Raw genomic sequence first — 24561 nt, forward strand, 5'->3', positions numbered from 1 at the left:
TGTCTTTCAATTTTATGTGGATTGTTTTTGCCTTATCAGCCGCTTTAGCTGCCGCCACTGTAGTTACACTCTCAAAGGCAGGTATCAAACATGTTGATTCCAGTCTGGCATTTGCCATTCAGTCGGTACTGATTGTAGTGGTATCATGGACGGTGGTGATCGCCCAGGGTAATCTCCCTGACCTAGCGCGGATTGAACGACGTGTCTGGATTTACTTACTTATTGCGGGTGTACTAACGTGCGTATCGTCTCTCCTTTCCTTTCGTGCGTTAAAACTAGGAAATGCGTCTCAGGTATCACCGTTGACCAATTTCTCACTTGTCTTTTCTATCATCCTGGCCGCCGTGTTCCTGAAAGAAAAATTGAGTTGGCAGGTTATTGCAGGAGCCGTGATGATGGCTGCTGGAGCCCTTACGATTGCCCTTGCAAAAGGATGATAAGCTACTATCGGATGACGTTTAACCTAAGAAATCGTCTATAAAACGAAAAATAGAATGCTGATTTTTATGATCTATATGACAAGGTAAAGCTGTACGAAGGAATGGATATCATACCTTTTAAATTAAAAATCAGTATAAATCTTCACCACCATAAAAATCAGCGTTCTATTGAAATAAGTATCTTTGTTATTTATCTCCTGTGTGTTTTTATGCCCGCTCCCGTAAACGAAAAGCTTGCCCTTGCTCACAATTTTGTTCTGCACACGAACCAGAATATCTTCCTGACTGGTAAAGCGGGGACTGGTAAAACAACCTTCCTGCAACAGGTTAAGCAACTCAGTGCCAAGCGTCTCGCGGTGGTAGCGCCAACAGGTGTGGCTGCCATCAACGCCGGTGGAGTTACGATCCATTCGCTCTTTCAGCTTCCATTTGGGCCGTTGACACCGGGTACTGCTCAACGCGAAGGCAAGAAGTTTAACAAAGAGAAAATCAATTTATTGCGTACCCTCGATTTACTCGTCATCGACGAAATCAGTATGGTTCGGGCCGATGTGCTTGATGGGATCGACGAAGTACTTCGGCGGTACCGATCTAATTCAGGGCCATTTGGTGGCGTGCAGTTGCTGCTGATTGGCGATATGCAACAGTTGCCTCCCGTCATTAAAGACGACGAATGGGAGTTGCTGCAACCGTATTACGACACTGGTTATTTTTTCAGTAGTCGTGCTCTCCGTCAGACGCCTTACGTATCGATTGAACTAACCCACATATATCGTCAATCCGACCAGCGATTTATTAGCCTACTCAACAGCATCCGCGAAAAAACCGTCACGCAGGCACAACTCGCCGATCTCAATCAACGCTACATTCCGGATTTTTCGCCCAGTGATACCGAAGGCTATATTACCCTTTCGACCCACAACACGACGGCTCAGCAGATCAACAGCACGAAATTACAAAGCCTCAAAAAGCCATTACGAACCTTTACGGCAACAGTTGAAGGGGATTTCCCGGCTCATGCCTACCCTACTGAAATTAGTCTCGATCTGAAAGTTGGGGCTCAGGTAATGTTTGTTAAGAATGATATTGCACGGGAAAAGCTGTATTACAACGGAAAAATTGGCCGGATAACGGATATGGATGAGGATGTCATTTATGTCACGAGTCAGCAGGATGGCGAGGTAATTACCGTGTACCCGGCCGATTGGACGAACATCAAATACACCCTTGATCCAACTACCAAAGAAATTAAAGGTGAAGTTATTGGCACGTTCCGGCAGTTTCCACTCAAGCTGGCCTGGGCCATTACCATCCATAAAAGTCAGGGACTTACGTTCGAAAAAGCAATTATCGATGCTTCAGCCGCTTTTGCACATGGGCAAGTCTATGTGGCCCTAAGTCGCTGCAAAACGCTCGATGGGCTGGTTTTGCGGGCTCCGATTCCATCACACAGCATCAAAACGGAACTTAAGCTAGAAGATTTTCACGAACAGGTTCAGCAACAAACTCCAAATGAACAGCATCTGTATCAGGCCAAACGAACTAATCAGCAAGGCTTATTACAGGAATTATTTTCGTTCGAACGTGCCAACTCGTTATTGTATCGCTGCCGACGGACTGTTAACGAACACGCCAGTAGTTTAGATGCAGAAGCCAGCCCGATCATCACTCAACTCACTGATCTCCTGCGCGATAAAGCCCGAGATGTGACTCAGCGTTTTCTACAACAATTGCCGAGTTACTTCGCTAGTGACCAGTTACCGGAAGCCAATCCACAATTACAGGAGCGCGTCCGAAAGGCGGGGAACTACTTTCAAGCCCTGCTCAGCACCGAATTGCTTCCTTTGCTGCACCGCTTTCCTACCGATTGCGATAACAAGAAAGTACGTGATCTGATGCTGGAATCACTGGACGAATTGGAAAAGGAGCTTTTTACTAAACTGCGCAGTTTTGAAACCTGTCGGGAAGGCTTCAATGCCTTAGCCTATTTGCAAACCCGCAATCGGGCCGAGTTGGATTTCCAGCCTGAACGTAAAAAACATGAGCCTCAGGCTGCCGAGAAAGCGGCCTCTGATGGGTCTTCTCGTGGTGGACTTTATGGAGCCTTAATGAAGTGGCGAAATGATCTGGCTGGTGAACATAACACGTCGGGCTTTATGGTATTGCCTCAGAAAACCATCGTCGAACTGGCTCGTGTCCGCCCCACGACAGAGGCAGAATTATTGGCCGTCAAGGGATTTGGGAAAACGAAAGTAAGACAAATCGGCGCTGCAATCCTCCGCATTGTTCAGGAAAACCCAGTCGGGCGCGTAGCGAGTTCATCAACCCCAAAAGTAAAGACACCTAAAGAACCGAAACCGCCCAAAGAGCCGAAGGAACTATCGCCTGCTATCACACTAGCCTTTTTCCAATCTGGAAAAACTATTGCAGAGATTGCTGCAGAACGCAGTTTAGCCGTTTCTACTGTCGAAAGCCACTTAGTCAAATACGTTGGTACTGGCGACTTAACTGTTGATGCGTTATTACCCGCAAAAAAAATTGCCACTATACGATCATACCTCGAGAATTATCCTTCTGAAACACTGACCGAGGTCCGGCAGAGTCTGGGCAATGATGTATCGTTCAGCGATATTCGGTTTGTTCAATACGCCATGCGAGCAGAAGCCGAAGCAAGTGGGGCGTAATGGAGTTTATTTCTCCGCTTCTGACAAATTTTTGAACAGCTCGACAAACTGGCTGAAGTGAGGATGCTTTGTACTCAAAATACCCGAGAGAATGGTAGTTCGATCGCCATCTGGGAGATAGGCATCCATCTTAAACAGATCCACGGGCATAGTCTCAATATCCTTGTAATACCAGCTGGTAAATTTTCTGAAGCGGGCTTTCTCACGGCCATCCGAGCTATCGCAGATATAGATAATCACATGCTCAAGCGAACGGAAGAAGTCCTTAAAAATAGCCCGGATTGTATCTTCAGTAAGCGGATCATAGGCAATTCGACCACCTGTTGGATTATCCGCCACCGCGATTACCATTTCAAAGGCATTAACATGCTCGTCAATATAATCTACAAATAAGTACGCAGACGGCACGAATCTAATTTCATAACCAATTTCTCCATTGGTCGTAAAGGCATAAACGTTATGGTCTCCTCCGACCCAAACAAATTTATAATTACTTCTTGGCGCGTCTTTCGGCATTTTCTTTTCTCAGTCGTTCAAATACTGCCCGATACTCAGGATCATTCTGGTATCGTTCACGCGCTTCCCTCTGCACCTGTTCTTTAACTTCCACAAGTTTGCGGATTTTTTCGCGGGCGGTCATGGGTTTGGTTGGCGTTTCCATCGTAGTCATTGTTTATGAGACGAACAAAAGAAGATAAGGTTTCTGCCTTATGAGCAGAAAACACTGATTTTATGTATAAAAGTTTAGGAATGTTAATTACTAAAATTAGTGGATCAATACCCACCATAAAACTTCCGCAGACCCCACTCAACAGCAGCCAGTGTCAGTACGACAAAGAACAGCCAACGCCAGTTAATTAGCTCATTCATTTCTTCCGTGCTTGTCAGCCGGGCTGGGTGTGATTGAGCTGTTAATTTCCGAACGAGTTCGTCGGTTTGGTTGGCAGTAAAGAATTGGCCACCTGTTTGCTGGGCCAGTTGGCGAAGTATACCGTGGTCGGCTGTGGTATTAAGGGCTTCGAGTTGCAGATCGCGCACGACAAACTGCCCCGACGATTGTTCAGCCTTCTCATTGACCGTTACACTCGCCTTGAACCGATAGGCTCCTTCGGGCAAACGGCTGATCTCGAACCGACTGTTAGCGGCTGTGGGCGTATAATTGAACGAACGAGTTACGCCCTTCTCATCACTGATTTCCAGACGAACGGGCTTATCAAATACCCGTTCATAAATGTCGTTATAGAGCTCGGTTTCGAAAACAACTTTTTCGCCAGCAACAAACTCATTGCGAATAGGATATACGCGCAACTTCCGGCGATCTTCTTTTACCGAAATCAGCTGAATAACTTTCTGGATCAGTTCATCAACAACTTCCTGCTTATTGGTCAAGGCATATTCCTCCAGACGCCAGGCCCATAACCCCTCTCCTGCCAGTACGGCCGTTTTGCGTGGGCTGGTCACATTCAACGCCAGCAAGGGCTTGGTAGTACGAATACTACCCACCTGTTGCCAAAGCACCACTTCAGTACCAGGCTGTAATCTGTATTCGCCATAAGGCGTCAAGAGAGGAGGTAGTTTGGATAAAATATCGAGCCGGGCCGGGTCGAAGTTCAACTGTTTAAACTCCTGATTGAATGCCCCCGTTACTTTATCGCTCTGATTGGGCTGAGCCGACACTTGCATTACCGAGTTTGAGTTGTTAAACGGCCCAAGTGAAGACTGATTTCCCAATACAAATAATACAGGCGTATTTTTCGCCAAATACTTTTGAATCAATGGAGTACCTACCCCTCCATTATCGGGAATCTGATGCAGGATAATCAGATCATACGTCTTTTCTGCTGGTGGAGTGGCCTCTGCGGGTGTTCCGGTCAGAATCCGGATATCAAGTTCGTAATTCTGGTTTCGCTCCAGAATGTTGCGAATGGCTTTTATATCAGGGTGAGGAGCTAATGCCAACAGCAAAACTTTCTCTTTGCCATCAATCACATCCAGATAAACATCCTGGCGATTATTGAGTGTACTGAATTCGCCCGGTTGTGGCAGTACCTCTACCACAAAATGCTGAACGCCTTTTTGGGTTGCCGTCGCCTGAAACGTCAATTGGTTGAACGTATCGTTTTTGCCAAAATTGACAGACTGACGACCAAGCTCCTTACCATTTTGTCGCAACACAACCGTTGCACTTCGCCCCTGAAATCCATTGCTAACAATCTCGGCCTGGACCGGAAACTGATTACCCAGGTAAGCAATCCGGTTCGCAACGATTCCTTTAAGCTGAATGTCTTTTTTGGGAATCGTATCGCCAAGGCCGACTGTTTGAACAGCAAATGGATATTGGCCAAACGTAGGCGACATGCCCTGATTGAAAATCCCATCCGACACTAGTACAACATCTGTCAGGTTACGCCCTTCGTAGTCAGAACGAATACCCGACAATAAGCCCGATAAATCTGTGGTGCGTCGCGTAAAGGGAATTTGGGTAAGATCGGCATCCGTAACGCTATCTCCAAACGTTCGTATCGCCACATCCAATCCTTTGTCGGTCAACTGCTGCCGTAGCGTTTGCAAACCAGCCAGCGCCTTGTTCAGTGCCGGACGCCCTGCCGCTGCCACCGACTCTGAATTATCGACAGCGAGCACGACCTTGGGTTTTTCGGTGAGCGTTCTGAGACTACGGATCAGGGGGTTGAGCAGCAGAAAGCATAGGAAGCTTACGATTACAAACCGCAATGCGGCCAGCCCATATGTCGTTCGCTTGTCGAAACCACCAACCGTTACACCACTACCTACAAGGCGAGGCAGTGGCTGGTACATGGCAAACGCATAGGCTGCTCCCACAAGCAGGCAAACCAAAATCCACCAGGGCGAGGATTGAAAAAAGAAGGTCATTTACGATTTACGAATTACGATGTACGACTTACCAATTACGCAATCTGTAACGAAATCGTACATCGTAATTCGTAAATCGTAAATCCATTAGGTTAGCATTCCGCCATCTACCTGCAACACTTGCCCGGTAATATAGCGGGAAAGGTCGGAAGCTAAGAAAACGGCACAGTCGGCTACTTCCCCGGGTTGACCACCTCGTTTCATCGGAATTTGCTGTTTCCAATCTTCGAGTGCCTTCTCATTGATTTCGCCTGTCATTTCGGTTTCGATAAAGCCCGGTGCAATAGCATTGGAACGGATATTCCGTGAGCCCAACTCCAGCGCAACCGATTTGGTAAACCCAATGATTCCTGCTTTGGATGCGGCATAGTTAGCCTGACCTGCATTCCCCCGAATACCCACTACAGATGTCAGGTTAATGATTGAGCCCGACTTTGCCTTCATCATAGGCTTGGTCACTGCTTTCGTCAGGTTAAATACCGACTTTAAATTAACGGTAATTACGGTATCCCATTGTTCTTCGGTCATACGCATGAGCAAACCGTCTTTGGTAATACCGGCATTATTGATGAGTACATCCAGTTTGCCGAAATCGGCGATCACCTGATTGACGAGTTCTTCAGCAGCCTGATAGTTCGAGGCATCTGAACGATATCCTTTAACCTGGCCACCAAATGCACGAAGTTCTTCTTCCAGCGCCTGCCCTTTTTCTACGCTTGATAAATACGTGAAGGCAACGGCAGCACCTTCCTGCGCAAATTTCTGTGCCATAGCCCGCCCAATTCCGCGTGAGGCTCCGGTAATGAGGGCAACTTTTCCTTTCAGTAAATCCATTGATAAAAGCAATGTAAAATGAATAATGTATAGTAAAGCAGATGAAGCCTACTTTATCGTTATACATTTTACATTATTCATTTTACATTTTTATTTTAATAAGTTTTGTCAAAATTAGCGGTTTGGTCCGAAACGACAAGGTAACTCCGGGTTTTGGTTTAGCGAGTAAGCTGCGTTAATTTACCTCAAATTAAGCCATTTATTATGCGCTCCTACATCCTACCTGCCTTGCTATGGTTGACTACAGCAGTAACCTATGCTCAGAAAATACAAGCTCACAACGATTACGCACAACCTCAGCCTTTTGTAAATGCCTACGAAAAGCGTGCCGATTTTATTGAGGCCGATGTCTGGCTGTTGAATGGTAAACTGGTTGTTTCGCATGAGAAACCGACCGCCAATGCTCCAACCCTCGATTCGCTCTATCTGAAGCCTATTGTACGATTGTTTTTGCAGAATAAAGACAAACCGAGTCCTGATCGAGACTACACGTTTAACCTGATGATCGATGTAAAAGAAAACCCTGCCGAAGTGCTGCCTGCATTGATAACACTACTTCAGGAAAATTTACCGGTCTTTAACCGGGCGGCCAATACCAAGGCAGTACAGGTGGTTATCAGTGGAGAGCGGCCTAAAATACCCGTTTACTTCGACTACCCTTTGCTTCAATTTGACGGAAGGCCCAGCGAAGTGTACGATTCAGAAACCCTTCAGCGAGTAGCTCTTATCAGCGACAACTTCCAATCGTATTCACGATGGAACGGCATTGGCGATATTCCCGACGCAGACCGGGACAAGCTCAAACGGGTAATCAAACGTGCCCACAGTGATAATAAACCGATCCGCTTCTGGGCCATTCCCGACACGCCAAATGGCTGGAAACAGCTAAAGAAATTAGGGGTCGATATCATTAATACGGATAAAGTGGCCGAGTGTGTTGAAGCCATACGATAGCCACTCAACGTTTACGGTAAGGGGACATGTTCATAATAGCCCATTCAGCCTGAATAGCAGTAAACTTACCAGCTTCCTTACTTTAACCAGTAGTTAATAACGTTCCTAAGCACTCCCCTTTTCTAATGGACATCCCACAAATCAAAAAGGCTCCTGTTACCTACGACGTTGCGATTGTTGGTTCGGGTGCGGGTGGCGGTATGGCCGCTTACATGCTGGCCAAAGCAGGCGCAAAAGTGATTCTGCTCGAAGCAGGTGGCTATTACGACCCAGCTGACCCAAAATACATTACCCAACTCAAATGGCCCTGGGAGTCCCCCCGGCGTGGCGCAAGTACCGAGTTCCGTTCGGGTGGCGATTTTGATGCGGCCTGGGGTGGTTGGGAAATTGATGGCGAGCCTTATTCGGCCAAAGATGGTACCGAATTTGGGTGGTTTCGGTCCAGAATGCTCGGGGGAAGAACAAACCACTGGGGCCGTATCTCCATGCGATTTGGTCCCGACGATTTTCGGCGCCGTTCGCTATCGGGTGTTGGCGACGACTGGCCAATTGCGTATGAAGATCTTAAACCTTTTTATGACCGGGTAGACCGTCTGATCGGTGTTTTTGGATCTGTTGAGAACTTTCCGAATGAACCCGATGGCATTTTTCTTCCTCCTCCCAAGCCACGTCTCCATGAGTTGATGATTCGGAAAGGGGCCAGAAGCATCGGGATTCCGGTTATTCCATCACGACTAAGTATTCTGACCAAACCGATAAACAAAGAACGGGGCTCCTGTTTTTATTGTCGCCAATGTAATCGGGGCTGCCAGGCTTATGCCGATTTTTCGGCTTCGTCGGTACTCTGTATTCCAGCCGTTAAGACTGGAAATGTAACGCTTGTCAACGGAGCCATGGTCCGTGAAGTGCTTACCGATCCACAAACGGGTCTGGCAACGGGCATTAGTTATGTAGACAAGGGTTCGTTACAGGAAATTACCGTAAAGGCTAAAGCTGTGATGCTGGGAGCCAGCACCTGCGAATCGGCCCGGATACTTCTTAATTCTAAATCTCCTCGATTCCCTAATGGCTTAGCTAACAGCAGTGGTGTCGTAGGAAAATACCTAAACGATTCAACGGGTGCCAGCCGATCTGGTTTTATACCTGCTTTAATGGATCGTAAGCGCTACAACGAAGATGGCGTTGGCGGCATGCACGTGTTTACGCCCTGGTGGTTGGACAACAAGAAGTTAGACTTCCCCCGTGGGTACCATATTGAGTACGGCGGTGGTATGGGAATGCCTGGTGCAGGCTATGGTGGAGGAATAGAATCACAGAACGGTTCGATTGCAGGTCGTGATGGAAAAATGAAACCCGCTGGTGGCTATGGCGCAGGCCTCAAAGACGATTACCGTCGATTCTACGGCGCTTACGTTAGCATGTCGGGAAGGGGTGAGCCAGTCCCTCTCGAAAGTAACTATTGTGAAATCGATCCGAACAAGGTTGATAAGTACGGCATTCCGACTCTGCGTTTTCACTACAAATGGTCGGATTATGAAGTGAAGCAAGCTAAACATATGCAGGATACCTTCGAAGAAATTATCCATGCAATGGGCGGCACTCCACTAGGTCCCAAACCAGGTCCTAACACAGCACACGGATACGGTCTAGCCGCTCCTGGACGGATTATCCATGAAGTCGGTACAGTTCGCATGGGCAACGACCCACAAAAATCGGCGCTGAACAAATTCCAACAAGCGCACGATGTGAAAAACCTGTTCGTTGTCGATGCCGCTCCATTTGTGTCACAGGGCGACAAAAACGTAACCTGGACCATCTTGGCCAGTGCTATGCGTACGAGCGAGTATCTGATTGATCAAGTGAAACAGAAGAATATTTAAGTAGCGCGGACATCTTGTCCGCATAGCAAAAAGCAAATGGCTATGCGGACAAGATGTCCGCGCTACTAATAAAAAAAGGGGCTGACTTCTAGAAGTCAGCCCCTTTTTGTATAAATCAGTAATCGATTATTCAACCACTGCTTCAGGCTTCTTCACTGTAATTGTTAGTGTTTCGCCTTCGCCACTGTAGTCGGCCAGAATTACGTCGCCTTCTTTCAACTCCCCTTTCAGAATTTCTTCTGCAACGGGATCTTCGAGGTAGCGCTGGATAGCACGGCTCAACGGACGAGCACCGTATTGAGGATCGTATCCTTTTTCGGCCAGGAAGTCTTTCGCTTTTTCTGTTAGTTCAACGGTATAGCCCAGGTTCGTAACACGGCTCAGGAGCTTGCCCAACATCAGGTCAATGATTTTGTGGATGTCTTCGCGTTGGAGCGAGTTAAACACAATCACATCATCCAGACGGTTCAGGAACTCAGGCGAGAACGCTTTACGGAGCGCACTTTGAATCGTGCTCTTCATCAATTCGTCCTGCGTTTCGGCCGATTTCTTGGTTGAGAAACCAATACCTGCACCAAAGTCTTTCAGATCACGAACCCCAATGTTCGAGGTCATGATGATGATCGTGTTTCGGAAATCAACCCGGCGACCCAGACCGTCGGTCAGGATACCATCGTCAAGCACTTGTAACAGAATGTTGAATACATCTGGGTGTGCTTTTTCGATTTCGTCCAACAACACAACACTGTATGGTTTCCGACGAATTTTCTCCGTCAACTGACCGCCTTCTTCATAACCGACGTAGCCCGGAGGTGCACCAACCAAACGGCTTACGCTGAATTTCTCCATGTATTCCGACATGTCGATACGAACCAGTGCATCGTCTTTGTCGAACAGGTACGTAGCTAATACTTTCGCAAGCTCCGTTTTACCTACGCCCGTTGGGCCAAGGAAGATAAACGAACCAATTGGTTTCTTCGGATCTTTCAGACCAACGCGTGTTCGCTGAATGGCTTTCACCAGCTTGTCGATGGCTGACTGTTGACCAATTACGCGGCCTTTCAGTTCATCACCCATGTTGACAAGCTTCTTGCCTTCATCGTTCGATACGCTCGTTACAGGGATACCGGTCATCATAGCCACAACTTCGGCCACATTCTCCTCGGTAACTTTATAACGACGTTTCTTGGTATCTTCTTCCCAGAGTTGTTTTGCCCGCTCAAGTTGATCGATCAGGCGTTTTTCCTTATCGCGAAGCTGAGCAGCTTCTTCGTACTTCTGGCTTTTAACAACCTGATTTTTCTCCTTCTTGATATTCTCAATCTGCTCTTCAAGCTTCAGAATATCTTCAGGAACGGTGATGTTCGAAATGTGCACACGAGCACCCACTTCGTCCATTACGTCGATTGCTTTATCAGGCAGGAACCGATCCGAGATATACCGTTCCGACAGTTTCACCGCAGCCTCAATAGCTTCTTTGGTGTAATCGACGTGGTGGTGATCTTCGTATTTGTCCTTGATGTTGTTCAGAATTTCGATGGTTTCATCAATCGACGTAGCATCGACCATTACCATCTGGAAACGACGGGCCAAAGCGCCGTCTTTCTCAATGTACTGACGATATTCATCGAGGGTTGTGGCACCAATACATTGAATGTCGCCCCGCGCTAAAGCTGGTTTGAACATATTCGACGCATCGAGTGAACCTGAGGCACCGCCTGCACCTACAATTGTGTGCAACTCATCGATGAACAGGATTACTTCCGGTGATTTTTCAAGCTCGTTCATTACGGCTTTCATTCGCTCTTCAAACTGGCCACGGTATTTTGTACCGGCCACAAGAGAAGCTAAATCAAGCGTAACAACGCGCTTACCAAACAGCACCCGCGAAACTTTCTTCTGCACAATGCGCAGAGCCAGTCCTTCGGCGATGGCGGTTTTACCAACCCCTGGCTCACCAATCAGGATCGGGTTGTTTTTCTTCCGGCGGCTCAGAATCTGGGCCACACGTTCAATTTCCTTTTCGCGACCAACAATGGGATCGAGTTTGCCAACTTCAGCTAGTTTAGTCAGGTCTCGGCCAAAGTTATCCAACACAGGTGTCCGAGATTTTTCGGAACCTTTTGGGTCTTTGCCTGAACCGGAACTGCTTCCGCCAAACATGCCACGGTCGTTGTCGTCATCGTCGGTTTCGGGTCCCATCACCGGGCGGGTTCCCGAAGATTGATATTCGAGCATCTCCTTAATGACTTCGTAATTAATATTGAATTTATTGAGAATCTGCGTGGCGACATTGTCTTCATCGCGCAGAATCGACAGTAACAGGTGCTCCGTACCAATGAGCGGGCTTTTGAAAATCTTAGCTTCCAGATAAGTGATCTTCAACGTCTTCTCCGACTGACGAGTCAGTGGGATATTCGCTAAATTTTTCACGTTGTTGGTAGCCGTTCCTTTCGTGGCCTGTTCAATAGTGACCCGGAGTTCGTCGAGTGAGATACCGAGTTTTTTCAGTAAGCCCACTGCCACACCCTCACCCTCACGAATCATACCCAGCAAGAGGTGTTCCGTGCCGATATAATCGTGGCCTAAGCGTAAGGCTTCCTCCCGACTCAGCGTGATGACTTCCTTTACGCGGTTTGAGAATTTTGCTTCCATTCGTTTTAGGGTCTCCTTAGGTAAGCTACTATACTGGCCTAACGAAGAGTTTTAAGGATTTGTTCACTCCCGAAGGCCGGCCTTCAACACGTCTGATGCGGACGGTCCCTGGCAAAACAACAGGTCTACAATACTAAGATTTGGTACAAAATCAACGCCAAAATTTTGTGGATAGACCACTGGCTGATGGAATACATACGTTTCAGGGCTATTTCCCGGATTTAGCTTCGATCGAGCGTCAAATAGACCGACCGTTGCTGTTTTTTCGTACCATTCTGTCAGGTTCAATGGTAGTCGCCACTGTAGCAATTTCAGACAAATTGTCAGCAGTTCATAATTTAAATCGAATAAAAACGTCCATTTTTTTTGATAGACCGGCTCAAAATAAGGAGCGTAATATTCGAAAAAAGGAGCTTTCCCATAAGCTGCCTGTAAGCATCGCCAGTGGTGCAACTGCCAATTTTGATCATTCGCAATCTGAAGATCCCGAATGGGCTGATGACGAGTTCCGTGTTGAACGGGCACTGTTAAGGCATCAACTTTGTTAACCGTCTTAACCGTGCACCGATTTCGAAAACTTTGTTTCTGGTAATGCTCGTATGCTTCAATGTGTACTCTTCCAAACCGCAACAGCCCCGACATATAATCTAAACAGGGCAAATAGTGTAATTCAACTAGTAAACTGGTCGGATGAGACCCCAATGAATGCTTTTCCAATGATTACATAAAGTATCCGTTCACAAATAAAGCAAAAATTCAATACCACCAACGAGTTTTAGTATTTTTTTAATTTTCGATAAAACAGAAGTTTCGACTTTTGTAGGCTCTACGTTACTTAAATGATCTTTTTTCGATTATTATCCCGTTTGCCCTTAAAAGTACTTTATGGCATTTCTGATGTTTTGTACTTTTTACTATTCCGAGTAATCCGCTATCGACGTCAGGTTATTCTCGACAATTTAGAACATTCTTTTCCCGAGAAGTCCCCTGCTGAGATCCGATTGATTATGAAGGGGTTTTACCATAATCTGGCCGATTTATTTGTTGAAACCCTCAAACTACCCACCTTCTCGCCCGATGAATTACAGCAACATGTTCGGGTTATCAATCCGGAGTTAGTTCTGGAACAGATACAAGCCGGAAAGACAGCGATTGCGATGACATCCCATCAGGGAAACTGGGAGTGGCTTCCAGGCCCTTTTGTACTTAAGGGAATCCCTGTCGATAGTGTATACAAACCACTAACAAATCCATTTTTCAATGATCTGATGTATAAAATCAGGTCCAGTTTTGGTGCTGTCCCTACCGATATGCATTTGTTGCCACGGCAGATGGTAGCCCGTAAAGATACACCCCGGCTCATTGGCCTTATGTCGGATCAGGTACCTGACGTTCCTGAGCAAGCCTACTGGACTGATTTCTTACACCGCGATACACCCTTTTACCCAGGTGCCGAACGACTGGCTCGCAGCCGAAATCTACCAGTATTTTATATGGAACCCGTGCGCGTACGCAGGGGCTATTACGAAATTTCGATTCAGCTTCTTGCAGAGCCGCCGTATACCGATTTGCCGCCTGGAACAATTTTAGAACGTTACCGTGACCGGATTGAAGATACGATAAAAAAATATCCCTCCGACTGGCTTTGGTCGCATAAACGGTGGAAACATTGGCGCGGGAAATACGCGAAAGTGGGCGCAAAGCTGGAGTAACTGTACTTAATTAATGCTATTTTAATGTGTTTTTTCGACCAGAAAGTACGTTATTTCTCAGAATAACAATATGATTTTTGATCAATAATTTAGTATTTTTTATATTTAGGGCAGTAAGGGGTCTTATACTTACGTCCGTACTGTACGCCTAAATGATATTTTTTCGACTTTTGTCCCGTTTGCCTTTCGGTATTCTGTATGGCATTTCGGATGTCTTATACTTTGTTATTGTCTACGTAGTTCGCTATCGTCAACAGGTCGTTCTGGAAAATTTACGGCTCTCGTTTCCTGAGAAATCTCCGGCAGCCATTCGTTTAATTGCAAACGATTTTTATCGTAACCTGACTGATATACTCGTCGAAACGATCAAGCTATCTTCTATCTCTCCTTGTGAATTAAAAAAGCGGTTTCACTATACTAATCCAGAGTTAATTAAGAATTTTCTGACTGAAGGGCAAACCGTAATCTGTACTGGTTCGCATCAGTGCAATTGGGAGTGGGTACCGTCGGCAGCGGTCATTATTGATATTCCAGTCGACAGTGTCTATAAGCCGTTAACCAGCCCCAAAATGGAGAAGATCATGCAGGAGGTTCGCGCCAGTCATGGTGCCGTTCCAACACCAATGAACTTGCTACCTCGCCAGATGGTCGTGCGCAAAGACATTCCGCGTGTCATTGCGCTTGTCGCCGATCAGGTGCCTGATGTACCGGAACAGGGCTATTGGATGGATTTTCTACACCGCGACACGCCTTTCTATCCGGGTACCGAACGACTGGCCCGTAGTCGTAACTTACCTGTGTTTTTTCTGGAATTGATTCGGGTGCGCCGGGGCTATTACGAAGGAACGTTCAAGCTCATTGCAGAGCCTCCTTATACCAATCTGCCGCAGGGGGCTATTCTGGAAGACTACCGAGATAAACTACAAGCCAGCATCTGTAAGCACCCCTCCGACTGGCTCTGGTCGCACAAACGGTGGAAACACTGGCGCGGGAAATATGCCAAAGTGTGTGCGAAACTTGAGTAAAAACTGTTTCAAATTTAATGTTTCGGGTTCCAAGTTAACGCGTACTACCCTGTGTATGAGTCAACTTAGAACCTGAAACATTAACCTTAGAACAAATTAATTACAACGAATCCCGACGGGCTTTCTCAGCTCTCGTTGAATCCCGTTTATCTTTTACTTTTCGGGCTTCTGTAGAAATTGCATCAGACGCATTGTCTAAGCCTCTATTGACTGCCCTGCCCGTTCGTTGGGCGGTTGTATCAATTGCCTCTCCGGCTACTTTTGCTTTACTTTTAATACCCTGCCCTACTTCCCTTGTCGTTTCACCGGCAGCTCGGCCTGTATTTTTAAGATCGTCTTTCAGACGTGCTTTCCGCTCAGCTTTCTCCTGCTTCCGCATTTCTTTCTTACTCATTGTGGCTGTAGAGTCCTGTGCGTAAGCACCGACACTAAGCAAAAAGGCAAGTGCAAACGCACTTAATAGCTTGGTTTTCATAACGTTTTTGAGTTGTCAACTAAAATGTATTGTTCGTTTTCAGTGATCACCCAAACTAATTGAAAGTTTGAGCATCTTGCTGGTATCTTTAACAGGATGCACAGATTATTGTTTATTAAAAATAATTTAACAGTCTCACTGTCAGGCTTATTTTGGTTTTATAAATGAGCCATTTAAGCGAACATTTAGCGTCAACCTTACGTTTGCCAATTGAATAGAGGTAAAACCGGAAAGCCGCTTTTTCCGTACCTTTGTTCTGTCAAACGGCTCTGCCGCTACCTGTATGCTCGATTCGCTGCTTACTCCTTCTTCATTGGCAACATTGCCAGATTCACCTGTTCTATATACCCCTTCGCTAACAGAGTATATCCGCCGGAAAACCATCACGGTCAATATTGGCGATGTACCGATGGGATCTGATTACCCAATTCGGGTTCAATCCATGACAACCGTCGATACAATGGATACGCTTGGTTCGGTGGAGCAAAGTATCCGGATGATTGAGGCCGGTTGTGAGTACATACGGATCACAGCTCCCAGTGTGAAGGAAGCGCAGAATCTGGAGAATATTCGCAAAGAACTTCGGGCACGGGGATACACTACGCCACTGGTGGCCGATATTCACTTCACTCCCAATGCCGCAGAATTGGCTGCTCGGATTGTAGAGAAAGTCCGCATCAATCCCGGCAATTACGCCGACCGCAAGCGCTTTGAATTTATTGATTATACCGACGAAGCCTATGCCTCTGAGCTAGAGCGTATTCGGGCGAAATTTCTACCGCTGATTCGCATTTGCAAAGAATATGGCACAGCCATGCGGATTGGCACTAACCACGGCTCTCTTTCTGATCGGATTCTAAGTCGCTACGGCGATACGCCTGCTGGTATGGTGGAATCGGCCCTGGAATTTCTACGGATTTGCGAAGACGAGAATTATTATAACATTACATTGTCGATGAAGTCGAGCAACCCGCAGGTAATGGTGCAGGCTTATCGATTGCTGGTGCAACGACTAGATGAAGAAGGACTAAAGCCCTATCCGTTACACCTTGGCGTGACTGAAGCGGGTGAAGCCGAAGACGGTCGTATCAAATCGGCACTAGGTATTGGAACACTGCTCGAAGATGGCATTGGTGATACGGTTCGAGTCTCATTAACCGAAGAACCCGAACGGGAAGCTCCCGTTGCTCAGGCTCTCATTGACCGGTACACCAATCGGGCAGCGGAAAGTAAGCCTATTCCAGCGGTAAACTCATATCCGATCAATCCATTTCAATACACGCGTCGGACTACTCATGAAGTGGCCAATTTCGGTGGTCAGAATGTACCGCGTGTCATTGCCGATTTCAGTCAGACGCCCGTTCGGGAACACGATGATTTAAAGCCAATCGGTCATTTTTATTTACCCGAACCCGACAAGTGGCGGATGAATGATCTGGGTGCCGACTATATTTACACCGGTTCGCATCCAGCGGAGTTCATGTTGCCCAATGGACTGAAACAAATTCTGGATTATGCCGTCTGGCAAACTGTTTCAGACAAAATCAACACGTTTCCGCTCCTGACTATCGATGCGTATCTGCAAGCAAATGCCAAAAAAGGGCAGCTTCAGGAACGGTTAAACTTTGTTCAACTAACGCTACCCAAACTTTCTGCCGAACTACTCGAACAACTCCGTTTCGATAAAACGGTTGTGCTCCTGATTAAAACAGATAATGCACATGCGATGCCAGAGTTACGCCGGTTGTTTGTTGAACTTATCAATCAAGGCTTGACAACACCGGTTGTGGTGCAGCGTGTTTATGAAAACATTCCTTCTGAAGATATTCCGCTTTACGCAGCAACCGATGTCGGTGGATTACTGATCGACGGCCTGGGTGATGGGATTATGTTGTCGAGTGTGGCGTCTGTGGTGTCGGGTTCTCAAACCCGACAAAATCGCGTCAGCAATAGTGTCGGGTTTGAGAACCCGACACCACAGACTAACACACTTAAGACCCTCAACAGCCTGTCATTTGGCATTTTACAGGCAGCCCGAACGCGTATTACCAAAACCGAATATATATCCTGCCCATCGTGTGGTCGGACTCTGTTTGATTTGCAGGAAACGACGGCTCACATTCGGCAGCGCACCGATCACCTGAAAGGCGTTAAAATCGGGATTATGGGCTGTATCGTGAACGGTCCCGGCGAAATGGCCGATGCCGACTACGGCTATGTAGGTATTGGACGTGACAAAATTGCCTTGTACCGGGGTCAGCAGGTTATCAAGAAATCGGTCCCTGCTGATCGGGCCGTCGATGAGTTGATCGAACTCATCCGGGAAGACGACCGTTGGATTGAACCAAGTTTAGTGAATGAATAATAGTTTACGGTTTTTGGTATTCGGTTTACGGTTGGCTGGCGCGTAAGCTCTCATGCGCCAGCCAACCGTAAACCGAATACCAAAAACCGAATACCGAAAACCCAACTATTGTGAACAGATTCATCGATTACCTCAAAATTGGGCCTGTTTTCGCCTATTTCATCCGCGTATTTCGCAAGCCTGATCCAAACCAGCCGACTAGCGTAAACCTGCGCATGATGCACGGCATCAACCGGGTTTCGATTGTCATGTTTTTGATTGCCATCATTGTCTATAGCGTTCGTCATTGCACCCGATGAATACCGAAACAATACGTGACTATTGCATTGCCAAACCGGGCGTTACGGAGTCGTTTCCCTTTGGTGGCGATGCGCTGGTTTTTAAAGTCGGAGGAAAGATGTTTGCTCTACTGTCGACCGAAAGTCGACCGACGACAATTAACCTAAAGTGTGACCCTGAACGGGCTGTACAGCTTCGCGAAGAATATGCTGCCGTAACGCCCGGTTACCACATGAATAAGACCCACTGGAACACGGTTACGGTTGATGGCAGCATTCGTACATCAGAACTTCAGGAGTGGATTGATCATTCGTATGAACTCGTTCGAAAAAGTTTACCCAAAGCCATTCAGGCTACATTAAACTGAGTTATTTACTTGTCGAATCAGCCCTGAACAACTAAATTCGCAAAGGTTGACTGGAACGCTGATTGTCATGATCGTTAAGATCAAATACAATTTTTAACAAGTATTGATCAAAACTTAATTTGATACGTTAGTCAACAAAATATGATTTTTTGAAATCATATTTTTCCTAAAATCTGCGGTCTATTGACTGGGTAGAATAAACCAGAAGGGGATATGGAAGTTGTATTGTTAGGTCTGCTTTTTGGGCTTTATCTGACCATCCGATATTTCATGGTCGATCACGATACTATTGCCGATAAAGACCGGAAACGATTCAGAAAAGGTATTGAGTTAGTTCAAAAACGCAATGCTACTGAAGCTTATCCTTACTTCAATGAGGCCGTTCAGCAGTACCCAAAATCGGCTGTTGCTTATGCCTATCGAGGCAAATGCCAGCTTATTCAGGAGAATTACTACTCCGCCATTTACGACCTAACGGAAGCCATTAGCCGGGATAACACCTTGGCAGATTGTTATTTAGATCGTGGTATTGCACTCTATTATACCAACGAGTTTCAACAGGCATTTCGGGAGTTTGATAAGGCCGTCTGGCATTTCCGGGACGAACAACCCGATGCCTACCGTTGGCGCGCTTTAGCCCGGATTCAACTCCGACAACTACCACAGGCCGAAAACGATCTTCGTCGGGCTGTTGCGCTCGGCGATGAAAATTCGTTTCATATTCTCCTTCAGCCACCTTTCACACGGCCAGTCTATCAGCGATAGTTGTAACGCGGACATCTTTTCCGCATCGCTCTAGCATTGCGGAAAAGATGTCGGAATGCCGCACCACCGCGTTACTATTGAGGCTGTGCATCAACATTGAACATGTTGACTCGCTCTTCTTTCTTACGAACCCCAAAATTATAGCGCAGGGTCATCCCAAATCGACGCGTATCATTCCGCCGTAAGCCCGTGGCCGATACACTACCTTGCTGTAGGGTAAATTCATAAAAATTGGTAAAGAATATGTCGTTGGCGGTAAAAGTCACCAGCAACTTATTATCCATAAATTTCCGATTCAGACTTAAGTTCAGCCCCCCAAAATTGCTCAGTTCATAAAATTGAAGTTGACCACGAGTCCGGATAAATCCGTTAAGCGTTACCGTAGACCGAGGATCGATTTTCAAGGAATGGTAGGTAAAAAACGACCAGCTTCCCCGCGAGAAATTCAGGGGTTTGTTTTCGTAGACACCCGAATACTGGTTATGGTTATACTGAGCGCCAAACACAAAGAAATAGCGTTTGATGGGTGGAATACCGGCTAGTAGTCGAAAGTAGGTCTCCTTATTGGTTCCCAGATTATCGTAGGTTCGATAAGCCAGGCTGCGGTTTGTAGGGTCCTGATACACGACATTGGTAAAAATATCCCGTGTATTATTCTGGCCAATCGCAAACAATGGTCTGTCCTCGACGCTGATATTCACTTCATAATTTTCGGTAAACTGGGGTCGTAAAGCCGGATTTCCCCGGTCGTATAGGTACTGATCCACATAGCGGGCAGCCGGGTTCAGGTAATCATAAGCCGGACGCGTAATCGAGCGACGATATACCAGATAACTCCGTAATTCATAACCAGCAATCTTGGCAACCCGGCGACTCAGGTAGACATACGGAAACAAGTCTGTCCGGTTGATTTTGAACGACGTATCGGTTGGTATACGTTGGTGGCCATCCATATTCGTGTTTTCCAGCCTCAGCCCGCCTTTCAACATGAACAAACCAAAGGTTTTTGACACCTGCGCGTAACCTGAATTTATATTCTCGCGATACTCAAAGGCATTCGTACGGGCGGTATTGGGCAGACGCTGCGTGTTAATCAAACTAAAATAATTCTGCTGACTGGTAAAGTTTTGCCAGGTGGACTTCACCCCTGTTTCGAGCGTAATGGATTTCGATAGCTTATATTTTAAGTCCGACTGAGCTGTTATAAGATGTCGTTGTGAATCAAAGTTGCCATCACCAAATGTAGTGGCACCCTCAGGCTGGAGGTATTGGGTCGAAAAAACCTGATCGCCCCGATTGCCCGTGAAATTATAGGACACATCGGTAATTAGTTCAGAGCCAAGTGTGTCGATTTTGTATTTCGTATTTAGCCCCTGACTGATTGACAGCATCCGGTTACTGCCATCCGTCAGGTTCAGGTTATCCGACGCTAAACGATTCGTACTAATTTGGCTGATCTGATTACTGTTACTGGCCGATGACGACGATTCGTTCCAGGAAAAACGTCCGTCGAGATTAAGATCCCATTTTTTGGAAAGCTCAAACCCTAGGCCATAACCAGCATAAAAAACCTGAGCGGGATAGGTTGTATAGGCGTCTTGCCGCAAAATGGAATCGGGTGCAAACGCTCGGTTTGTCTGAACTTGCTCATACAAATTTCTTCGTGTATAATTCAAGTTCAGGTAAGATGACCGTTTGCCCTGACTATTGTTAAGATTCAACCCAACAAACTGATTTCCAAAACGACCCTGATTAAACCCCGCATTGACGGAACCCGTTAAGCCAAGACTAATTCCCTTTTTCAGCACAATATTGACAATACCACCACTACTGCTGGCATCGTAACGGGCCGAGGGCGTCCGGAGAATCTCCATCCGGGCAATACTGTTTGGGGGCAGACTTTTCAGAATAGACGCAATATCGGCGGCACTCATTTTCTGCTCCCGGCCATTAATATAGATCGTGGCGGGTGTTGTGCTACTTAGGTACACATTACCATCGGGGTCCAGAAAAAGGCCGGGTGTTTTCTCCAGCAATTCGTAAGCACTGGTACTGGTGGCAGCAATCGGTTCGGGGTCAACAATGGTTTTATCATCTTCCTGACGAACGAGCGCTTTGGCAGCTGTTACAGAAACGGCCTGCAATTGCACGTTATCGGGCGTCATTATCAGCGTCACAGCAGCTTGTCCAACGCCAGGTAACGGCTCTCTGCGAATCGGTTTGTAGCCAACTGACGTGACGACTAAACGATAAGAATGGCCAGCAGCGATAGAAAAGACGGCCTTCCCGGCGGTATCACTGAGGGCATACAACTTGCGGGTCGTATCAGCCCGATCAGTCAGTTGTAAGGTAGCTCCCAGTACAGCCTGCTGATTGGCTTCCTGTAAACGTATTTGGAGTGAACGAGATTGAGCAAAAAGAGTAACCTGAAAAATACAAGTAAGTACAAATCCCCAGAAAAGGTTACGGATAGCAATCATTTATAAGCTTTTTTACTCAGCAAAAATAAAAAGAGGCTCACTCCAAATTAAAAAATTATGATGTGCGGTTGCCATAGTTCAATAATACCTTCACACAGAAGAGTCAACAGAAAGGGGCTTCCATTACAATGGAAGCCCCTTTTTGTTGACTCTTCTGTATTGATCTACTTCAATTTCCCCAGTTGTTCAACGTTCTTACGCGTATCGTTATGGCTCGCCTGGGCTAGTTCCATCGATTTTTGAGCGGCCTTCTGCGCATCGGCAGTTTTACCAGCACGCCGATAAGCTTCAGCCAATTCGTAATATAAATCACCCTGTTCTTTCGGACCAGGTTTTAGGGCAAGCCCTTTGTTAATCCACTTTACCACGGTTGGTACATCACTGGCATCGGGGCTACTCCGGTTAAAAAGATGTGAAATATATTGGTATTCCAAAACCGTCAACTGATTAGAATTGACCTGGTTATCCATTCGTTCTACCGCTTTTCCCGTCTGACGAGCCCGAAAATAGGCGTTCACTTCGGGCAGTAACGTCCGGTTAGCCGCTACCTTAGGGTCGATTCCAATTTTAACCAGATCCTGCCGAATATCAAGAATGCGCGAAATAGGGAACTGAGCGCCCCGGCCGCTGAACAACGACGACATCAATATATTTTCTGCAACCTGTTGTGCTTCCTGAACTCCATACGCCTTTCGATAAGTATCCATATGGCTCAGCATATACTGAAAAATGGGATTTTCGGAATCAAGAACAAGCTTTTGCAGCGCCAGCCAGTTTGTCTGATTGGCAAACGTTGCAGCCGATTGCTGCCTGGCATAGTCGTTCATGGCAGCCATATTCGCGACCGTGTCCTTCGTCACACGGCTGTACATAGCATAGTCGATCAGGAAATTAGCCGATCGTTCGCCCTGTTGATAACGCGATTTCATGGTTTGGCTTCGCGTTTTTGGGTCAAGGGCATTGTTTCCATGCCGAATCACTTCATCCGTTGAGTTATTACTCATGGCAAAGTGAATCAAATTCTGCTGCGGATCGAAGTACAGAAAAAGTGGTAACGACGGCACAAACAACCGACGGCTATCTAAAAACGCCCGTGTTGATGGCTGATTAATGTCTAACTGCGTATTTAGGAACTTATCGTTATAGAACTTCCCTACTCGCGCATCGGCCAGCGTCGGTTTGAAGCTTTCGCAAACGTGACAGGTGGGCGAAAAAATCTCGATAAAAACGGGTTTCCCCGCTCGTCTTGCCTCCTGAAATACCTTCTCAACCGGTACGGGTTTAAACTGAATTCCTTTTTGTGCAAGGGCGCTCGTTGCCACAAAGAGCAGCAGCAGAATTTTTTTCATGAATCGTAAAATCATTGGTAAACAGGCATCAGCAAATTAACGGCCAATATGTTGGCTTCGTGTTTACTATTGCTGTTTTTGCTGCTCTTTAATTTCTTCTTCAAGCCGCTTACTTAGCACTCGGCAGGTATTTTCGATATCGGTGGCCATCCGTTTATCGCCCGTTGCATTAATAGCTGTATCGGCAATACCACTCATTATTTCAATCAGGAAGCGTTTCATATCGACCACTTCCATTTCTTTTGTCCAGAGGTCGATTTTTAGCGTACTATTATGGTAATTGTCCCAGAGGGCAATGGCAATGGCACGGGTATCGCTAAGTCCTTCGTTCGGATTGTCGGTGGCTTCCCAGTATATTTTTTCGGGGATATTCTGATTATCCAGTTCAACTGCGAAGTGAATGTCTGATTTTTTCATGAGGCAAAAATACATAGTGCGGTTGGAAACCCGCGATTTGATTGGCAACAAACATTAATACGGTGTGGGTTTCACAGCTCGCTACTAAATTTGTCCATCCAAGAAATCTACTAACATGTATACCTTATACGCTATTCCCAATTGCGATACTGTAAAAAAAGCCCGCGTCTGGCTCGCCGAACACGGCGTTGAGTACCAGTTTCACGATTACAAAAAACAGGGAATTGACAAAAAAACGATTGAACACTGGCTTACACAAAAGCCTTGGGAAGAGCTGGTAAACCGATCTGGCATGACCTGGAAGCAATTACCCGATGAAAAAAAGCCAACCAACGCCGAAGCGGCCATTGCCCTGATGATTGAAAAACCATCCGTGATTCGTCGGCCATTAATTGAAGAAAATGGACAAATTGTGGCGCTGGGCTTTAAACCCGACGCTTATAGTGAAACGTTTCCGGGTTAACTTGGGGTTCTTTCGACAGGATTGTCACTCAGAGCCGTGCCACGGTTCTGAGTGACAATCCTGTCGAAAACTGAAACCGTAACAATATGTCCAAAATAGTATTGGATTCCCCAGAAGCAGTCAAGTTGCTGGTGGATTCATTTTACGAGAAAGTACAAATAGATGCACTGCTTGCCCCCGTTTTCACCGATGTGGCACAGGTAGACTGGTCGAAACACTTACCCAAAATGTATGCGTTCTGGGAGTCGATTATCCTGGGAAATAACGCTTATGATGGACATCCTTTCCGCCCGCACTTAATCGTAAACCAGAAGCATACGCTCACCATCGATCATTTTGAGCGCTGGTTGCAGCTATTTTCCCAAACAATAACCGAAAATTTCACAGGAGAAACTGCCGAACAGGTACGGCAGCGCGCGACTCAGATTGCGCTAGTATGGAATAACAAACTGGAGTACATCAATAACGACTCGTATATGGAGTAGCGCGGACATCCTGTCCGCATTGCTGAAAACTAATGCTAGC

22 protein-coding genes are annotated in these 24561 nt (G+C 46.5%); 12 read left to right on the forward strand and 10 right to left on the reverse strand.

Features of this window, described 5'->3' with window-relative positions:
* Positions 1-14 precede the first annotated feature (14 nt).
* Together H3H32_RS17050 and H3H32_RS17055 are read left to right on the forward strand one after the other, a co-directional pair.
* Positions 15-437 (forward strand): EamA family transporter, encoded by a 423-nt coding sequence (locus H3H32_RS17050; protein ID WP_182463861.1) that lies wholly within the window; start codon positions 15-17, stop codon positions 435-437.
* Positions 438-649: 212 nt separating this feature from the next.
* Positions 650-3124: a helix-turn-helix domain-containing protein gene (locus H3H32_RS17055; protein WP_182463862.1), complete on the forward strand. Its 2475-nt coding sequence runs from the start codon at positions 650-652 to the stop codon at positions 3122-3124.
* 6 nt (positions 3125-3130) lie between these two features.
* Here the strand turns inward: H3H32_RS17055 and H3H32_RS17060 are convergent, their stop codons facing one another.
* The 4 genes from H3H32_RS17060 to fabG form a co-directional block, all read right to left on the reverse strand.
* Entirely contained in the window at positions 3131-3640 is a 510-nt protein-coding gene (locus tag H3H32_RS17060; protein ID WP_182463863.1) for a DUF6169 family protein, read from the reverse strand.
* Positions 3615-3785, reverse strand: coding sequence for a hypothetical protein (locus tag H3H32_RS17065; protein ID WP_182463864.1), 171 nt, complete (start codon positions 3783-3785; stop codon positions 3615-3617). The genes H3H32_RS17060 and H3H32_RS17065 overlap by 26 nt, the downstream gene beginning before the upstream one ends.
* 113 nt (positions 3786-3898) lie before the next feature.
* The gene (locus H3H32_RS17070; RefSeq protein WP_182463865.1) at positions 3899-6016 is read right to left on the reverse strand and encodes a vWA domain-containing protein; all 2118 of its coding nucleotides are present in this window, start codon (positions 6014-6016) and stop codon (positions 3899-3901) included.
* An 87-nt stretch (positions 6017-6103) separates the two neighbouring features.
* Positions 6104-6850, reverse strand: a complete 747-nt coding sequence (gene fabG, locus H3H32_RS17075; RefSeq protein WP_182463867.1) for a 3-oxoacyl-[acyl-carrier-protein] reductase — start codon at positions 6848-6850, stop codon at positions 6104-6106.
* Between the two features lie 204 nt (positions 6851-7054).
* Between fabG and H3H32_RS17080 the strand changes: the two genes are divergently transcribed.
* Both H3H32_RS17080 and H3H32_RS17085 read left to right on the forward strand, forming a co-directional pair.
* Positions 7055-7804 carry a phosphatidylinositol-specific phospholipase C/glycerophosphodiester phosphodiesterase family protein gene (locus tag H3H32_RS17080; RefSeq protein WP_182463869.1) on the forward strand — a complete coding sequence of 250 codons (750 nt, stop codon included), beginning with the start codon at positions 7055-7057 and terminating at the stop codon, positions 7802-7804.
* A gap of 125 nt (positions 7805-7929) precedes the next feature.
* A complete protein-coding gene (locus H3H32_RS17085) occupies positions 7930-9684 on the forward strand; it encodes a GMC oxidoreductase (RefSeq protein ID WP_182463870.1) in 1755 nt (584 codons plus the stop codon).
* Positions 9685-9810: 126 nt separating this feature from the next.
* Here the strand turns inward: H3H32_RS17085 and H3H32_RS17090 are convergent, their stop codons facing one another.
* Both H3H32_RS17090 and H3H32_RS17095 read right to left on the reverse strand, forming a co-directional pair.
* Complete coding sequence (locus H3H32_RS17090; RefSeq protein ID WP_182463872.1) at positions 9811-12339, reverse strand: ATP-dependent Clp protease ATP-binding subunit; 2529 nt, start codon at positions 12337-12339, stop codon at positions 9811-9813.
* A 63-nt stretch (positions 12340-12402) separates the two neighbouring features.
* Positions 12403-12999 (reverse strand): WbqC family protein, encoded by a 597-nt coding sequence (locus H3H32_RS17095; protein ID WP_240543797.1) that lies wholly within the window; start codon positions 12997-12999, stop codon positions 12403-12405.
* A 179-nt stretch (positions 13000-13178) separates the two neighbouring features.
* Between H3H32_RS17095 and H3H32_RS17100 the strand changes: the two genes are divergently transcribed.
* Together H3H32_RS17100 and H3H32_RS17105 are read left to right on the forward strand one after the other, a co-directional pair.
* Positions 13179-14051: a lysophospholipid acyltransferase family protein gene (locus tag H3H32_RS17100; protein WP_182463874.1), complete on the forward strand. Its 873-nt coding sequence runs from the start codon at positions 13179-13181 to the stop codon at positions 14049-14051.
* 152 nt (positions 14052-14203) lie between these two features.
* Complete coding sequence (locus H3H32_RS17105; protein ID WP_182463875.1) at positions 14204-15076, forward strand: lysophospholipid acyltransferase family protein; 873 nt, start codon at positions 14204-14206, stop codon at positions 15074-15076.
* Positions 15077-15176: 100 nt separating this feature from the next.
* On the opposite strand, the gene H3H32_RS17110 is transcribed toward H3H32_RS17105, so the two are convergent.
* Positions 15177-15551 (reverse strand): hypothetical protein, encoded by a 375-nt coding sequence (locus H3H32_RS17110; protein ID WP_182463876.1) that lies wholly within the window; start codon positions 15549-15551, stop codon positions 15177-15179.
* Between the two features lie 283 nt (positions 15552-15834).
* On the opposite strand from H3H32_RS17110, the gene ispG reads away from it, so the two are divergent.
* The 4 genes from ispG (at position 15835) to H3H32_RS17130 (ending at position 19327) form a co-directional block, all read left to right on the forward strand.
* Positions 15835-17916, forward strand: a complete 2082-nt coding sequence (ispG, locus tag H3H32_RS17115) for a (E)-4-hydroxy-3-methylbut-2-enyl-diphosphate synthase (RefSeq protein WP_182463877.1) — start codon at positions 15835-15837, stop codon at positions 17914-17916.
* Positions 17917-18026: 110 nt separating this feature from the next.
* Entirely contained in the window at positions 18027-18215 is a 189-nt protein-coding gene (locus H3H32_RS17120) for a DUF6728 family protein (RefSeq protein WP_182463878.1), read from the forward strand.
* Complete coding sequence (locus H3H32_RS17125) at positions 18212-18562, forward strand: MmcQ/YjbR family DNA-binding protein (RefSeq protein WP_182463880.1); 351 nt, start codon at positions 18212-18214, stop codon at positions 18560-18562. Before H3H32_RS17120 ends, H3H32_RS17125 begins: the two co-directional genes overlap by 4 nt.
* Positions 18563-18775: 213 nt before the next feature.
* Positions 18776-19327, forward strand: coding sequence for a tetratricopeptide repeat protein (locus H3H32_RS17130; RefSeq protein ID WP_182463882.1), 552 nt, complete (start codon positions 18776-18778; stop codon positions 19325-19327).
* Between the two features lie 74 nt (positions 19328-19401).
* Here the strand turns inward: H3H32_RS17130 and H3H32_RS17135 are convergent, their stop codons facing one another.
* The 3 genes from H3H32_RS17135 to gldC all read right to left on the reverse strand — a co-directional run bounded on the left by H3H32_RS17135 (position 19402) and on the right by gldC (position 23573).
* The gene (locus tag H3H32_RS17135) at positions 19402-21807 is read right to left on the reverse strand and encodes an outer membrane beta-barrel protein (protein ID WP_182463884.1); all 2406 of its coding nucleotides are present in this window, start codon (positions 21805-21807) and stop codon (positions 19402-19404) included.
* A gap of 164 nt (positions 21808-21971) precedes the next feature.
* Positions 21972-23156 carry a thioredoxin domain-containing protein gene (locus H3H32_RS17140; RefSeq protein WP_182463885.1) on the reverse strand — a complete coding sequence of 395 codons (1185 nt, stop codon included), beginning with the start codon at positions 23154-23156 and terminating at the stop codon, positions 21972-21974.
* A gap of 66 nt (positions 23157-23222) precedes the next feature.
* The gene (gldC, locus tag H3H32_RS17145; RefSeq protein ID WP_182463886.1) at positions 23223-23573 is read right to left on the reverse strand and encodes a gliding motility protein GldC; all 351 of its coding nucleotides are present in this window, start codon (positions 23571-23573) and stop codon (positions 23223-23225) included.
* 115 nt (positions 23574-23688) lie between these two features.
* Between gldC and H3H32_RS17150 the strand changes: the two genes are divergently transcribed.
* Both H3H32_RS17150 and H3H32_RS17155 read left to right on the forward strand, forming a co-directional pair.
* Entirely contained in the window at positions 23689-24036 is a 348-nt protein-coding gene (locus tag H3H32_RS17150; RefSeq protein WP_182463887.1) for an ArsC family reductase, read from the forward strand.
* Positions 24037-24122: 86 nt separating this feature from the next.
* Positions 24123-24521: a group III truncated hemoglobin gene (locus H3H32_RS17155; RefSeq protein ID WP_182463888.1), complete on the forward strand. Its 399-nt coding sequence runs from the start codon at positions 24123-24125 to the stop codon at positions 24519-24521.
* Positions 24522-24561 lie beyond the last annotated feature (40 nt).

Source organism: Spirosoma foliorum, from assembly GCF_014117325.1.
Taxonomy (GTDB): Bacteria; Bacteroidota; Bacteroidia; order Cytophagales; family Spirosomataceae; genus Spirosoma; species Spirosoma foliorum.

What these genes read in the sequence shown, in the direction of transcription:
- H3H32_RS17050 (WP_182463861.1), top strand. Translation starts at nt 15, where the DNA reads ATGTGGATTGTTTTTGCCTTATCAGCCGCTTTAGCTGCCGCCACTGTA.
- H3H32_RS17055 (WP_182463862.1), top strand. Translation starts at nt 650, where the DNA reads ATGCCCGCTCCCGTAAACGAAAAGCTTGCCCTTGCTCACAATTTTGTT.
- H3H32_RS17060 (WP_182463863.1), bottom strand. Translation starts at nt 3,640, where the DNA reads ATGCCGAAAGACGCGCCAAGAAGTAATTATAAATTTGTTTGGGTCGGA.
- H3H32_RS17065 (WP_182463864.1), bottom strand. Translation starts at nt 3,785, where the DNA reads ATGGAAACGCCAACCAAACCCATGACCGCCCGCGAAAAAATCCGCAAA.
- H3H32_RS17070 (WP_182463865.1), bottom strand. Translation starts at nt 6,016, where the DNA reads ATGACCTTCTTTTTTCAATCCTCGCCCTGGTGGATTTTGGTTTGCCTG.
- fabG (WP_182463867.1), bottom strand. Translation starts at nt 6,850, where the DNA reads ATGGATTTACTGAAAGGAAAAGTTGCCCTCATTACCGGAGCCTCACGC.
- H3H32_RS17080 (WP_182463869.1), top strand. Translation starts at nt 7,055, where the DNA reads ATGCGCTCCTACATCCTACCTGCCTTGCTATGGTTGACTACAGCAGTA.
- H3H32_RS17085 (WP_182463870.1), top strand. Translation starts at nt 7,930, where the DNA reads ATGGACATCCCACAAATCAAAAAGGCTCCTGTTACCTACGACGTTGCG.
- H3H32_RS17090 (WP_182463872.1), bottom strand. Translation starts at nt 12,339, where the DNA reads ATGGAAGCAAAATTCTCAAACCGCGTAAAGGAAGTCATCACGCTGAGT.
- H3H32_RS17100 (WP_182463874.1), top strand. Translation starts at nt 13,179, where the DNA reads ATGATCTTTTTTCGATTATTATCCCGTTTGCCCTTAAAAGTACTTTAT.
- H3H32_RS17105 (WP_182463875.1), top strand. Translation starts at nt 14,204, where the DNA reads ATGATATTTTTTCGACTTTTGTCCCGTTTGCCTTTCGGTATTCTGTAT.
- H3H32_RS17110 (WP_182463876.1), bottom strand. Translation starts at nt 15,551, where the DNA reads ATGAAAACCAAGCTATTAAGTGCGTTTGCACTTGCCTTTTTGCTTAGT.
- ispG (WP_182463877.1), top strand. Translation starts at nt 15,835, where the DNA reads ATGCTCGATTCGCTGCTTACTCCTTCTTCATTGGCAACATTGCCAGAT.
- H3H32_RS17125 (WP_182463880.1), top strand. Translation starts at nt 18,212, where the DNA reads ATGAATACCGAAACAATACGTGACTATTGCATTGCCAAACCGGGCGTT.
- H3H32_RS17130 (WP_182463882.1), top strand. Translation starts at nt 18,776, where the DNA reads ATGGAAGTTGTATTGTTAGGTCTGCTTTTTGGGCTTTATCTGACCATC.
- H3H32_RS17135 (WP_182463884.1), bottom strand. Translation starts at nt 21,807, where the DNA reads ATGATTGCTATCCGTAACCTTTTCTGGGGATTTGTACTTACTTGTATT.
- H3H32_RS17140 (WP_182463885.1), bottom strand. Translation starts at nt 23,156, where the DNA reads ATGAAAAAAATTCTGCTGCTGCTCTTTGTGGCAACGAGCGCCCTTGCA.
- gldC (WP_182463886.1), bottom strand. Translation starts at nt 23,573, where the DNA reads ATGAAAAAATCAGACATTCACTTCGCAGTTGAACTGGATAATCAGAAT.
- H3H32_RS17150 (WP_182463887.1), top strand. Translation starts at nt 23,689, where the DNA reads ATGTATACCTTATACGCTATTCCCAATTGCGATACTGTAAAAAAAGCC.
- H3H32_RS17155 (WP_182463888.1), top strand. Translation starts at nt 24,123, where the DNA reads ATGTCCAAAATAGTATTGGATTCCCCAGAAGCAGTCAAGTTGCTGGTG.